This window comes from Mycobacterium syngnathidarum (assembly GCF_001942625.1).
Classification (GTDB): domain Bacteria; phylum Actinomycetota; class Actinomycetes; order Mycobacteriales; family Mycobacteriaceae; genus Mycobacterium; species Mycobacterium syngnathidarum.
Genome location: NZ_MLCL01000004.1, coordinates 22,548 through 35,391, shown reverse-complemented (window position 1 = coordinate 35,391; position 12,844 = coordinate 22,548). Strand labels below are relative to the sequence as shown.

General features: G+C 62.4%; 13 protein-coding genes and 1 pseudogene. 2 read left to right on the top strand and 12 right to left on the bottom strand.

Translation table 11 applies throughout. The annotated features are described in order from the left end of the window. Positions 1–70: 70 nt before the first annotated feature. Positions 71–391 carry a killer suppression protein gene (locus tag BKG60_RS01855; protein WP_075909086.1) on the top strand — a complete coding sequence of 107 codons (321 nt, stop codon included), beginning with the start codon at positions 71–73 and terminating at the stop codon, positions 389–391. A 50-nt stretch (positions 392–441) separates the two neighbouring features. Continuing rightward, positions 442–1,464 carry an ImmA/IrrE family metallo-endopeptidase gene (locus BKG60_RS01850; protein ID WP_239251701.1) on the top strand — a complete coding sequence of 341 codons (1,023 nt, stop codon included), beginning with the start codon at positions 442–444 and terminating at the stop codon, positions 1,462–1,464. Here the strand turns inward: BKG60_RS01850 and BKG60_RS01845 are convergent. From BKG60_RS01845 to BKG60_RS01780, 12 genes and pseudogenes are all read right to left on the bottom strand, one after another. Beyond that, entirely contained in the window at positions 1,445–2,383 is a 939-nt protein-coding gene (locus tag BKG60_RS01845) for an alpha-glutamyl/putrescinyl thymine pyrophosphorylase clade 3 protein (RefSeq protein ID WP_075909084.1), read from the bottom strand. The genes BKG60_RS01850 and BKG60_RS01845 overlap by 20 nt on opposite strands. Next, positions 2,364–3,152, bottom strand: coding sequence for a hypothetical protein (locus BKG60_RS01840; protein WP_075909083.1), 789 nt, complete (start codon positions 3,150–3,152; stop codon positions 2,364–2,366). The genes BKG60_RS01845 and BKG60_RS01840 overlap by 20 nt, the downstream gene beginning before the upstream one ends. A 14-nt stretch (positions 3,153–3,166) precedes the next feature. Then, a complete protein-coding gene (locus BKG60_RS01835) occupies positions 3,167–4,117 on the bottom strand; it encodes a thymidylate synthase (RefSeq protein WP_075909082.1) in 951 nt (316 codons plus the stop codon). A 74-nt stretch (positions 4,118–4,191) separates the two neighbouring features. Next, on the bottom strand, positions 4,192–4,551 hold the full coding sequence (locus BKG60_RS01830) for a DUF4031 domain-containing protein (RefSeq protein ID WP_075909081.1): 360 nt from the start codon (positions 4,549–4,551) through the stop codon (positions 4,192–4,194). Next, positions 4,551–4,874: a hypothetical protein gene (locus BKG60_RS01825; RefSeq protein ID WP_075909080.1), complete on the bottom strand. Its 324-nt coding sequence runs from the start codon at positions 4,872–4,874 to the stop codon at positions 4,551–4,553. The genes BKG60_RS01830 and BKG60_RS01825 overlap by 1 nt, the downstream gene beginning before the upstream one ends. 1,817 nt (positions 4,875–6,691) lie before the next feature. After that, positions 6,692–7,189 carry a hypothetical protein gene (locus BKG60_RS01815; RefSeq protein ID WP_242671535.1) on the bottom strand — a complete coding sequence of 166 codons (498 nt, stop codon included), beginning with the start codon at positions 7,187–7,189 and terminating at the stop codon, positions 6,692–6,694. Between the two features lie 152 nt (positions 7,190–7,341). Beyond that, on the bottom strand, positions 7,342–8,982 hold the full coding sequence (locus BKG60_RS01810; RefSeq protein ID WP_075909078.1) for an alpha/beta hydrolase: 1,641 nt from the start codon (positions 8,980–8,982) through the stop codon (positions 7,342–7,344). An 8-nt stretch (positions 8,983–8,990) separates the two neighbouring features. Further along, the gene (locus tag BKG60_RS01805) at positions 8,991–9,305 is read right to left on the bottom strand and encodes a WXG100 family type VII secretion target (protein WP_075909077.1); all 315 of its coding nucleotides are present in this window, start codon (positions 9,303–9,305) and stop codon (positions 8,991–8,993) included. 199 nt (positions 9,306–9,504) lie between these two features. Next, positions 9,505–10,157, bottom strand: a pseudogene (locus BKG60_RS31310) (IS3 family transposase); the annotation flags it as partial. Between the two features lie 33 nt (positions 10,158–10,190). Next, entirely contained in the window at positions 10,191–10,370 is a 180-nt protein-coding gene (locus tag BKG60_RS01790; RefSeq protein ID WP_075909075.1) for a hypothetical protein, read from the bottom strand. 162 nt (positions 10,371–10,532) lie between these two features. Further along, positions 10,533–11,855 (bottom strand): amidase, encoded by a 1,323-nt coding sequence (locus BKG60_RS01785; protein ID WP_239251697.1) that lies wholly within the window; start codon positions 11,853–11,855, stop codon positions 10,533–10,535. Between the two features lie 344 nt (positions 11,856–12,199). Further along, positions 12,200–12,556, bottom strand: coding sequence for a hypothetical protein (locus BKG60_RS01780; RefSeq protein WP_075909073.1), 357 nt, complete (start codon positions 12,554–12,556; stop codon positions 12,200–12,202). Positions 12,557–12,844: the final 288 nt, after the last annotated feature.

Below are 12,844 nucleotides of genomic sequence, written 5' to 3'. Positions count from 1 at the left end.
TTCGGTCGGCCGTGATTGCAGCAGCTTTGTGCGTGGCGCCGTCGCAGGACGTGGCTGGTTCGGTGCCGTCGTGATCATCGTCTCGTTCGCGACGCCGGAACTGCGGGTGCTATGCGAGGACCCGGAAGTGGCGAAGGCCAAACTCGGTGACGACGTCGCACGACTACTGCACGCTCGCCTGGCCGACCTACGTTCTGCCGATGGACTTTTCGATTTGCCGACGGGCAATCCGCGTGTAGATGGCGGTATTTATCTCCTCAATTTGGGCACGTCTGCCACAATGCGGTGGGAGCCGTACGGCAAGTCGGCCCAACCCGCCGAAAACGGCGTCCTAGACTGGAAGTGCGTAAATCGAGTCAAACTCGTGCAGATAGACAGGGGAGTCCGATGAACGCGACTGGGCTGTCGCCGCGATGGGCGTCTCCGCCTGGGGAGACGATCGTGCAGGCCGCCGCCGACCGTGGCATTAGTGATAGCGAACTCGCGACCAGACTCGGTCTGGCTACCCAACAGCTGGCCGAGTTGCTTGTCGGGTCGCTGCCGATCACTCTGGGCCTTGCCGAGACTCTGTCGGCGACAGTGGGGGCGAGCAGGGAGTTCTGGATCACGCGTGACGCCCAGTACCACGATGATCTTCGACGGGTCGAGGCCGACCAGTGGGCTCAACGATTTCCGATCTCACAGATGGTGGAGTTCGGGTGGATATCTCAGCCCGCTGACTGGCACGAGCAGATTGACGCGTGTCTGCAGTACTTTCAGGTGGACGAACCAGCAGGCTGGGAGTCCCGTTACGGGCAGGCGGTGCACACCGCGCACTATCGTAGGTCATCGACTTATGACGTTGATGCCGCAGCTACTTCGGCTTGGTTTCGAGCCTGCGAAGCTCAAGCCGAGGATCAGTCCACGTCCGGCGTGTTCGACGCGGATCGGTTCACTAGTACGGTCGCTGATCTCGTTGGGTTGACAAGGATTAAGGATCCCGCGCGGTTCATTCCGCAACTTACCGCGCGGTGCGCCGACGCAGGTGTGGTCGTGGTGGTGGTCCGGCCTCCGAAGGGTTGTCCCGTCAGCGGGGTCGCACGCACCTACCGTGGCCGCCCTCTGATCCAGCTGTCTGCGCGGCATCTTTCTGATGACCACTTCTGGTTCAGTTTTTTTCACGAAGCCGGTCACATCGTCCTGCATCCGGGTGAGGGAATGCATATCGACAGTTTCGACGACGGATTGAACGACGACGTCGAAGACGAGGCCAACGCATTCGCCGAACGCCAGTTGTTTCCCGCGGGAGTCGACGTTCAGGGCCGACCTACGGCACGGTCGATCGCGCGGATTGCTCAGGCCAACGGGGTTTCCACCGGTGTCGTTGTTGGGCAACTGCAGCACCGCGGCACTATCAGGCAAAACCAGTTCAACACGCTCAAACGGCGGTATGCGTGGGATGGTCCTAACCTCGGAATGAAATGAACCGGCCAGGACTCTTCTGCCAGTTGCACAGCCCGTCTTCGAGGATGTCAAAGGTGACTCCCAGATGGTCACCGAGATCGCACAAGTAGCCCTCTAACTCGGCTGCCGACGTCTTCACTCCCGCCGAACCCGAAACAAGCAGTCGAGCGGCGTTAAGCGGCCCGGTGGAGTTCTGCAAGCAGAGCTTGTCCGGGCACAGGTCGACGATCCCCAGCTTGCCCAGCATCGTGAGGTAGTCAAAACGCGCGGTGCGGCCGAAACGGGCAACTTCAGCCATCGACGTGTAGGCAGCGGCGAATGATTCCTGCGCAGATCCCGAGGCGCAGAGATCGTCGAAATGGGCGCGATGGGAAGGGCCAACCCACTCGACGTAGGATTCGATGGTCTCACCGGTGCCTGCCGGTGTGTTGCCAGCGAGGCTCTCGTACTTGCGGTGATTGCCGAACGGCCCTCCCGTGCTGCGTAGTGCGGCACGGTTGCTGTCGAGCCAGGCCCGCACGGCGGCAGGCTCCGCCGAGACCGTCTCCCATGTCCATGGCTGACCTGCGTCGAGGCGGCGATAGAAATTGGCTGACAACGCCCACCTGTTGTGGCGATGAAAACCGAAGTGGGTGGCCAGAAAAACTAGCCAGCATGCTTCGTCGAAGTCTCCGTCGCGGACGCAGCGCACGGCGGCGTAGTGCGGGTTGAACGCCGACACCGGTTCTCCGAGCACCTTGGGGTGGGGATCGGAGGCGCCTACGCGCAAGGCGAAGCGCCGCCGCCGGTCGCTGTCGACGAGCTGGGCGATGAATGTGTCCTTGGCCGCGGGTGAGGCGATGCCTGGCAGGGGCCGCACGGTTGCGGCGTAGTCGTCGAGGGCTTCTCGAAGGCGCTGGGCCAACGCCTGGTCGAGCGGGCTAACGGCTGGACGCGGCAACGCTGTCTCCCAACCGAACTCCGATGCGGTCGATGACCTCAGAGGTCACACCGAAACTGCTCTGCAGATTGTGGTTGTAGCCATACACCGAGACCTCTCGCCCCAGATCGATACCGCCCAAAGTGCTTATGGTTCCGGTGAACAGATAACCGTTGACACCGCCGTTCTTTCGCGGCAACGTCCAGCTGTCGATCGGCTCGGCGATGAGCGCCACGCTGGCGAACGACTCGAATTCCGTCACCACTGAACGCCCGTTGAGGATCAGCGTCGTCACGGAACTATCGCGAATAATCTGCGCGAGAACGGACTTTCCGTTGTTGATCAGATTCTGACGCGTGCGCGTATCGACAGCGGCCCACTTGTTCCGGGTAGCGAGGGCGACCAGGTCCAAGTGGCAGGCGCTGCCGTCGTAGTAGGAGAACTGCCCTGCACGCAGCGTGCGGTCGAGCACATCAAACCAGCGGCGGTAGGGGTTGGTTTTGAAGTAGCGCGTGCAGGAGCGGCGGATCTCACTCAAGTGCTGTCCGGTGGCTTGTGACCATCGTGGCAGTCCCAGCGAGGCCAGGGTGCTCAATCTGCGCCGGGGGCCGCACAGTTCGCGTCCTGCCGCGTCGACGAACTCTCGGTTGCTGGGATTGATGCCGACGGTCGCAACCTTGGCTTGGTCCACGTCGCCGAAGAACGGGACAGGGCTTGCCCAGTCTAGGACGCAGTCGGAGGGCGTGAGCGTAGAGGCTTGGTCGATCAGACGAACCAGCGGCGAATACATGGGTGGCAGTGGCCTTAATCTCGTCGGATGAACTCGCTGAAAAAGGATGCAGCAATGGACTCTTTGACAGCGGCGACCTCGTCGGGTGTATCCCGGCCGCGAGCCGACTCGAGAGCCAACATGCGAGCGAGATCAGCCCAGTACGGGTCGGACGGGAGAGCCACGTCGGCGAACGGCGCACCGCTGCGGATCTGCTGCTCGGCGGCGAGGAACTCCGGGACGTGCTGGGTGAGACTCTGCGCCGGCATGGCCGGCATGGGGGTGTCGGTGCTTTGCCACCCCTCGGCGAGGAAACAGTCGATCTTCTCGTCGTCGTAGTCGTAGATGTGCAGACTGCCGACACTATGGATGTAGCGTCCGATCCCGACACCGAGTTCACCGGCCATCAATTCCTGCAGCATGGTGAACGCGAACACGTCCAGCGGTAACCCGATGTAGGCGTCGTTCGATCTCATCGTGACCATCAGGTGCAATCGAGCGTCCCGTACAAAGAACTGCAGGGTGTTCGTGCACGGCACGTCCTTGTACCGCCCCGGGCCCGTCAGGTCGTTTGCATCGAAGAGCTGAATAACCGCGCGACGAGACGAATCCGATCTGGCGAGCAAATTCAGCACTGTACGGAACTGGCCATTCTCCCCCGTGCCGAACATTCGCGGACCATAGGCGCCATGGATGGTGCCGTCGTCTTCCAGCTCTTCGCGATGCTTGGGCACCCAGTGCAGGATCATTTCCGGGTCGGTCGTGCCGCTCAGGTACCAAGCCAACTGGGCGATTCCGGTTCGTGAAAGGCGTCGGGTTTCGGTCCGGCTCAGCCGGCAGCGGGGCTCGGTTAACTCCAAAGAGACCCCGATCAGCTCGCGGGTTGGTGCGCGCGTCGGCGAAACAGGTTGTCCCTGTTCGCGGATCGCGGTGTAGGTCTGTCGGAGCAGGTCGTCGACAGTCCTCTCCGTGAAAGCCAATGCCATTGCGTCACTATCCCAGCCGGCCGTTGGCGCCGACGGGCGGCTTGCGGCGTGTCGCATCTGCGCCACTACGACGGTCATCGCATGCTTGCCGTCCCGAGCCGTGTGTCGGGCCGTTGAGATGAAAGTTCCAGTGGCAACGCGAGTTGGACCGAAGGGGGCTGAAGCGCACGTTTGCGGCGCAACAACGCCACCGCCTCGGTGCTCCTGTAGCCGATGGCGACCGCGCCAAGTTCCATCGCCCGATCTCGCGTGAAATCGGTGACGTCGTAGTGGGATTTCCACGTACCGGGGAACTGCGCGGTGCGGCGTGACAGACCCAACCTGGCGGCGAATTCGTGCAGTTCTTCTTCAGTGTCTGCGGTCAGATGTGACCATCGCGCGTCGAGCCGACCGATCGTGGCCAGCATGCGCATGTCGTCGACGTAGACAGTCATCAGCGCACACCGTTCTCGCCATTGCGGCTTGGGTCTGATGGTTCCTCGTCAATGAGTGCCAAGGCGGCCTGGAGATGGCCGAACGACTTCGTCACTGCTTTCTTATGGGCAATCAACTCAGCGCGAGCACGTCCGAGATGGTCGAGGCTCTTGCTGTCGCGGCCAAGGCCTGCTTGCAGTTCCGCATGTGCTTGCAGGAGAAGCGAGGCAGCCTTCTTGATCGCCGCGTGTCCAGCGGCGTCCCGCTGATCGTCGGTGGTCGCGACGTCGATCATCAACGCATCGGAGTAAACGAACCACCGCAGCCGACGGTTCTTTGCCACTGCGCCTCCGGCTAGTTCGCCGCGCACGATCCTCGCCCGCACTGTCCGCACGTCTATCCCAAGCAGGCGTGCGGCGGCGGGAGCGGATGTTGTGGGCCGACCTGCCTGCGGGGTGTTGAGTGTGGCTTCTCGCTTCAGAGCACTCACTCCTATGAGCGAAATTAATACAAATAGTCGTGATTTGATGGGTCGTGGAATGCTAATTATAGCACTTATTAAGTGCATAATTGCGGTGTTCTTTGGCCCTCTTCCGACGGCAATCGGTGCTGCCAACACCGGAAGGTTCTAAGGGCGAGGTCGGTGCCCGCATGTGAGGGCGCCACTGGTCACTTCTTGCGGGGGACACAGTGGCGGAAATGTGTAGCGGGGATGGGCCCGCTGACTCTGGTAGCTACCGATGTTGACCTGCGCCCTGGCGCTGCGCGATGGCAGGGTGCAGTGAGCAGGTCGCATGCGGCAGGGTCGGCACGCTCCACCGGAGGAGGTCGTCCAGGCCACATTCGGTGGTTCTTGACCGGTTTAATCGATCGTCGCGGCTCCGGTCGCGTTCCCCGTGAGGCTCGTCCGATGGTGCATGTTCAGTTATTTATGTAAGTCCGGCGTGTCGTTCGGCCGCGGAGATAGATATGTAGAGCTGGGTTGGGGTGGTCGGGGCCCGCGATGCCAGGAGATTCCGCTTGTCGGTTTCTGCTGTACGGCCGGTTCGAATCTGGCCGTCCTCAATATGCACCCAGCCGGACACATCAAGCCAATGAAGGTGCTGGCGGAGGTCTGTCCCGTTGCGAAATGCCCTGCGGCCGTTGGGAAGTCTGACACGGTCAGCGAGTTCCTCGATGGTGGGGCTGCGATGGTTGTTGGCCTGGAACGTACTGATGGACTGGGCCATTGCTCGACCGATATCGGTCGAGCGACACTTGTGCGTGCGATTAGAGCGCGATGCGAAGAACATAGGGCCGGCGCATAGCGACCTGGGTCTAGGTGTGAAGACCACCCATCCACGACGTGCGGCGCGGTGCATGAGCCGCTCCCGCTCTCGACGTTGGTCTTGAATGTGCAGCGCATTCAGCAGTTCCCTGATGTCCGGTATGGCGAATACTTCGCCCCATAACGGGGCTGGATGGCCGGCGCACCATTCGGCATGAGCAGCCGCTGCGACCATGCGGCCGAACCGATCTACTTGTGCCGGTCGAGGTTTCTTCGTGGCGGCAGCGATATGGGGTTCGGGCGTGATCATGGGAACGTGGCCTCCCGGGTGCAGAAGGTGCCTCTGGCCGCGCAATTCGGATTCAGCCGCGTCCGACACCGCCAATTTAGCGCCCGGGACTAAGTTGTAGGCGCGCATCCCGCGTTTCGGACCAACGCAATACCGATTCGCCAGGCAGCCTGCCGGCCCATAGTTGTCCCTAGTTGCGAAGATCCCTTATCGACCTTGAGTGCCTGGAATGGCGGTGTAGGTGCCAACCTTTGTCCGGCGGCGAGAGACCACCGGTGGGGGTCGTGCATGGTTCCGCTGACTGCGCTACCCGAGGTCGCCGACACATTCCGGGACTCCCTGGACGACTGCGGGCGATTCAACCACCCCGATGTTGCTCCCGACCACTGGCTATCCAGCGGGTTTCGTATCACCGCCGCTCCAGCCACCGTGCCAGCGACGCGGTTGATTCCCCCTGTGTCACTGCGCCGGTTCCGCGGAGCAGCCGCCACCAGGCCCGCTCACAGTTCAGGTAGTCTTCCGCAACGGCTGGCAGGCGAGGCCTGGGCAGATCCTCCGCGTACTCGTTCATATCTGGATTGGACAAACACGCGTGATTGACGGGTCAGTGCGCTGTCAGGACTGCGGGGAAGCTGATATCGTCGCGCGCCAGTGTCCCGGGGAAGCATGGTGATGAGCCCGCGAGCGTGGGGGGATAGCCGTCCCGGGCTGCGATCACTATCTGCATGCGGTATCCGTCTGGGCCGTAGCCGAATTGGTTGGGCTTACGAAAGCCGTCTCGTTCCATGACGTACCACCCCCAACCTCGCCAGATGTCGCCGATCCGTCGGATGAAGGTGGCGGGGTCCTCCCCAGATGCAACCTTGAGGTCCCCGGATGTGTGATAGCGGGTGGGGGCGTTCTTCGGGTCGGCAGGCTCATCTTCACACCAGCTGTTGTGGCCGGCGCTGCCGTATCTGGTGGCGTCGAGGGTCGTTCCGTCTGGTAACTCGCGCAATGTACGCACCAGGTAGCCCTTCAAGGTGTCTTGGGCTTGCTGCTGATCTTGAGGTACAACATCTTTCGGATTCCACCCAGGCGGTGGTGGGGGTGCAGATGTCATGGGTGGACCTCCAATATCGGTAACACCACTGGGAATTGCTGGGGCATCGTGTCCATCGGTGCCGCAACTGGCAACCAGAATAGCCAGCGCGAGCATGGCTGCGGACCAGGCAAGTCGAAACGATCGTGTGCCGCGTTCGGCACGTTCACAACTCATGGCACCACCTTCGGCGGGGGCATTCCCGCAATGATGGCGCCCATGTTAGCGAGAGCGGGGTTTCCCTCGTCCCAGTAGCTGCTATGTGCGGCGATAGAGGGGATGCGCAGGATGGGTGGCCCGGTGGTGGGGCCAGGGGCAGCTTCCAGTGTTGTAGCGCCGAAGTCGTCGGTCGTCGGATTGGGGCCCAGGGTCCATCCGGTAGCCAGGTTGATGGGATCGAACCGAGCGCGGGTGGCGTACACGTTGGCGTCGGGGTCAAGGCTGAGGTCGCTGGCATGGTCGACGAGCATCCCGGGGCTGCCGACCGCGATCACGTTGTCGACAGCCAAGTGATGGCCGTCGGAGCCGGCGGCGCCCACCAGCGTCGAGCCGTAGCTGTGTCCAATGACGGTGTCGATTGCTGGTGGGCCGATGTGGGATGCGTGCATGCCGTCGACAAACGTGTCGAGCGCGCCGGCCCCGCCTCGGGCCGGGTCGCTTGATCCGGCCTCAAACACGTTCATTGGTCGGTCATAACCCATCCATGTGGTTACCGACACGTCTTTGGCGGTCAGGGCTGGGTCCGCGTCGAGTGCTGCGCGGAACATGTCCATCGACTTGCCGTCGCTACCGCTAATCGCCGCGAGGTCTTGGCCTGTACCCGGTACGAACACCGCATTGCGTTGTGCCGTGTCAGGGTTTCCGATCGAGATAGCTGCATGGCCTTGGTCGTCGATGTATCCGAGCAGGCGCGGGACGCCATCGTTCGAATCGATCTTTGACTCGACCGCGTTGTAGCCGTCGAGACTGCGGTGCGCGGCATTCCATTGGTCCTTCCACGCCCGATAGTCCGGCGGATTCGGATTCGGGGTTTTCGGCTTTCCTCCGGCTGCCCAGTCTGGGTGTTCACGGGCAAGGCGGTCGATTTCGGCCTGTTTGACCGCGGTGAGTTCCGCCAGGTGCCGCTCGTTGAAGCGATTTTTGTCGACGAACGGCATCCCTGGGTGGTTACCGACGAAGTGGTCGCGCTGATAGAGCCATTCCTTCTCTTCGTCGGTCAGCTTGTTCCACAGGTCGGTGAATTGATTTGGGTCTTCGGGCAGTGGCTTAGATAGCGCGTCGTGTATTTCAGGCCGGCTGTCGCCTGGCATCGGATCTTCTGCGCCGGTCGCGGTTTTGATCGCGCTCGCTAGGTCGGCGTCCACCGCTTCACCCGCCGCGAGCGCAGCGGCGATCCGTTCTTGCAAGTCGGTGACTTTGGCTGCGACCTGTTTGGCGTATTCCTCGGTCATGTAGCTGGTGTCGGGCGAAATCACCTGGTTGGTGGACGGGTTGATTTCTACAGGGGGCGTAGCTGCTGCATCGTTGAGGATGCCTTTGATCGTGTTGGCTACCGATTCGGCTTCCTCGGCGGCGTGGTCCATCACAGCCGCGCCTTTACCGAGGTTCTCGGCTGTCGCGTCGTGCTGGCCGGCGACCGCCTCCATCGCTGCCTTGGCCGCGTCTGCACCCTCACCCTGCCAGGACGAAAACTTCGTCAGGGATCGGTAAAAGTTGGCTGAGTTGGAATGGTTGGTGGCGGCCTCACGGGTAGCGCCGGTGAGGTCCTGGATCTCGCGAGGCCACTCCAGCAACTCTTGCAAGGTCAGTGACACAACTGGCCCTACAGCCGTGACGCGGCGTCAGTGATGTTCCCAGAGCCGTCGTTGTCCGTAGTGGTGTAACGGGCCGCAGCCTGGCGATGGCTTTCAGCGTTGGTGGCGAAGTGTTTCCCGAACCGAGTCGCGTCGTCCTCCCAGGCGGCAAGCATGCCAGGTAACGCAGTGGCTGCAAGGCCGGAACTCAACGCGACACCGCCAGCTCGTGCATGCGCTGACTGGTGCGCTGTCTGGAATTCGCCGGCATGTCCTTCGATTCGGCTGGCCAACATGTGCAGCTCAGCTGGATCGACTTTCAACGGCTCGTGCGCACTCGGCATCGTTCCCCCTCAAAACAACGCAGTGTCGACGGCAAACTATACCCGCGGCCATCCAGCTCCCGTTGCGGCAAAAAGCGACACAGACACGTAGGCGAGAGCAAGGCACAGCGCCCTCTTCGCTTGTTTGCCGCCACATACGCCGTTACTGCCGGACACCAAGACGCGCCGGTCGCGCAAATACCGGCGTCTCCACCGCCCCACTCAACACGCGCTGCACGAGGTCGTCATGCACTTGTGGCCCGGACCGACGGTTCAGTCCACGTTTCTTGGCGAAGATCGACCAGATCCGTTCCTGGGAAAACAGCCGAGCGACGCGGTTCTCGCCGGCGGTGATCCCGCGTCCAGGGAGCTCGTCGGCGATGAACCGGTACCCGAAGGCCGGGTCGTCGGCGTGGATGTCGCGGGCGGCGTTGATCAGGTGTGCATCGTCCCAATAACGCTGCGACACAGGTCCTTTGCGCCATTTGTAGAACACCTGGGTAGTGAATCCCAGGACCCGGCAGGTCACCGTGACGGGAACTCCGTCTGTGGCAAGGTCGAGGACCAGCGGGTACATCATTTTGGGTTGGCGTCCCGGGACAGATAGTCGACTGCGCGGCGCATCACCTCGGCCTCCTGCTCGAGGAGTTTGATCCGCTTGTGTGCTCCGCGCAGCTGCGCGGCCACATCATCAGAGGCTGCCGCAGACGCGGGCCGGTCGACACGGTCTTGGCGGTCGGCGATCTTGAGCCAGCGATGCAGGCAGGCCTCCGAGATGCCGAAGTCTTTCGCGATCTGGCGCAGCGGCGCTTCACCCTTGCGGGCCACGGCGATGACGTCGGCGCGGAACTCGGCAGGAAACGGTTTCGGCACGAGATCCTTCCAGCAAGGACGAATCCTCACAGATCAGGAGTCAACCAAACCGGGGGCAGTCCCAAGCGCCTCTTTGTCGACTCGCTCAGCGCCGAAGTAGAAGTTGGTGAAATCAGACACAACATTCGTGTCCAGCATGACGCGCTTAATACGCGGAACATCCACCTGCCCTGGATGATTGCCCAGAACGGCGTAGTTGCCCACCAGAATCACAGCTCCCCCTTGTGAACTCGGAAATTCCCCGCTCATCGTGGCACGGAGTGCCCGTTGCTGGCTAACACATTTAGGCGGGAGACAAACCTCTCGTTGGCGCCGTCACGGCAGCAGCCCAACTGCTCGTGCAGAATCTCAAGGACAGCGTTGCCCCCCGGGGGCTCAGTCGGTGGGGTGGCGCTGGTGCCAGTCGGTGGCGTGTTGATAGGCGTTGCCTGCACGCACCAGGATTGCTTCGTCCAGGTGGCGGGCGACGAGCTGGAACGTGAGCGGTAGACCGTCGTGGGTGAATCCGCCTGGCAACGTGATGGTGGGGTTACCCGACATGTTGAACGGTTCGGTGAAGCGCCACATTAAGGCGGTGCCTTGCGGAGTGGACCACAGCTGGTTGATCCGCTCGATGGTGAGGTTGTCGGGCGGTTGTGACGGGGTCAGCAGTACGTCGATGTCGGTGAACAATGCAGCGAGACCTCCAGTGAAAGCGAGGCGTGCCCGCTGGGCTTCCATGACATCCATGCCGGTCGCGGCGCGGCCGACGTCCAACAGCCCGGCCAGCGGTCCGTACTCGTCGCGCCGGGACGGATACGTCGCTTCATGCGCGATGGCTGCTTCGGCGGCGCATGAGGCTAACCCGCTGGTGATCACAAGTTTTGGGTTCGGTACGTGGACTTCTTTGACGTCGGCACCGAGGGTTTCGAACACTGTACGCGCGGCCCGGACCATCTCGATGGTTTGTGGATCGGCTCCGGTTTCGTTGTAGGCCGGGTCGATCCCTACACGCAGATTCTCCAGCCGTGCATCGAGATTGGCCAAATAGTCGGGCACGGGTGCGATCAAGCTCGTGGGATCGTTGGGATCGTGGCCGGCGATCACGGCCAGGATCGCGCCGGCGTCGGCGGCGCTGCGGGTGATCGGGCCGACGTGGTCGAGGCTTTCGGCCAAGGGGAAGACGCCGTAGCGGCTGACTCGTCCCCAGGTGGGTTTGAGTCCGGTCACGCCGTTGGCTGCGGCAGGGTAGCGGATTGATCCGGTGGTGTCGGTGCCCAGGGAGCCGAAGCACAGGCCCGCGGCGGTGGCCACCGCGGAGCCGCTCGATGACGATCCGGCCCAGTGCGCCGGGTTCCAGGGGTTGACCGGTGGTGTCACGGTGGGGTGATAGTCGCCGGACGCGCCTTCGGTCAGCGCCAGCTTGCCCACCAGAATTGCTCCGGCATCTCGAAGGCGCCGAACTACGGTGGCGTCGTAGTCGGGGCGGTACTGGGCATAGATCGACATTCCCGCGGTCGTTGGAATCCCCTTGGTGCGGCACAGGTCTTTGACCGCGATCGGGATGCCGTGCAACGGGCCCCGGTAATTCCTGCTGGCGATCTCGCGTTCGGCTTGTTTAGCCTGCTCGACGGCAAGTTGTTCGGTCACGGTGGTATAGGCGTGCAGGGTCGGTTGTAGGTGGTTGATCCTGTCCAATAGAGCGCGGTTCAGCTCCACCGGGGAAACCTGGCCAGATTTGAGCGCCGTCGCGGTGTCGAGCAGTGAAACGTAATGCGGTTCAACCGGCCGTACAGGCACTGCGGCAGGGGCCTCGGTGTCGGCGGCTGGCGTTGCGCACGCCGCGCCTGCTGCGGCGGAGGCCGATATAACCAGGGCGGCGGTGAAAAACCGGCGCCGATCAATTCCTAAGTCCAGCAGTGAATCCCCCACACTGACCAGTCAAACCCGGCCATGTCCCTAGCTAACGGAACAACACGCGTTCTTGCAGACCGATTGTCTCGGCATCTCGGAACATGAGATCTGATGTTGGCCGGGCTTGGACTGCGGTCTGCGGGTCGCAGTCAGGACTTCGAGGGCGACCGGTTCGGTGAAATGTCCGCTGGGTCGAGCGAGAGCAAGGTCCTGCGGATCGCGTCCTCGAAGGCAGCCTGTCGGTCACCGAGCCGGTATCCGTAGACCTGTCGATTCACCTGATGGACGGCTGAATTGGCCAACAGTTGCTTGTGGGTTTGGGAGGTGCCGGCCGCCGGTGGCGGGCTGTCTTGGTAATGGGGCGGCAGAAATCGGCGCTGGATGTCTGGGATGGCTTGCTGCCATGGTGTGCTCGGCAGGGCGAGGTTGCTGTCGTTGGCGATGACCAAGCCGCCCTCGTCGTCGACCATCTCGTCGAGGGTAGTGAGAACCTGTTCGTGGTCCATCCAGTGAAACGAGCGGCCTATGGTGATCGGTTCATGTCGAACAGTTTGTGCCCGTATAGGAAAAGTTCGATACGGTCCCATATATCTCTATACCTGGCGCCAACCGGGCCGACTATTGATCCCGAACCCGTCCATTGCTGCCCGGGGGTGCCCCGGCGAGAAATTCGGCGATCACCGGGCTGGCCAGCGGCCGCCGTGCGCCAGATCGCGGGGAGACCCAGCACACGCTTCCAGAGGAACGCGTGTAAGGGGGGTGCGGCGTCTGTATTCGCGAACTGCGACGCTGTG

Coding starts and splice junctions, on each gene's coding strand:
- BKG60_RS01815 (WP_242671535.1), bottom strand. CDS start 7,189: ATGACATCTGCACCCCCACCACCGCCTGGGTGGAATCCGAAAGATGTT.
- BKG60_RS01835 (WP_075909082.1), bottom strand. CDS start 4,117: ATGGCATTGGCTTTCACGGAGAGGACTGTCGACGACCTGCTCCGACAG.
- BKG60_RS01780 (WP_075909073.1), bottom strand. CDS start 12,556: ATGGACCACGAACAGGTTCTCACTACCCTCGACGAGATGGTCGACGAC.
- BKG60_RS01830 (WP_075909081.1), bottom strand. CDS start 4,551: ATGACTGTCTACGTCGACGACATGCGCATGCTGGCCACGATCGGTCGG.
- BKG60_RS01840 (WP_075909083.1), bottom strand. CDS start 3,152: ATGTATTCGCCGCTGGTTCGTCTGATCGACCAAGCCTCTACGCTCACG.
- BKG60_RS01805 (WP_075909077.1), bottom strand. CDS start 9,305: ATGCCGAGTGCGCACGAGCCGTTGAAAGTCGATCCAGCTGAGCTGCAC.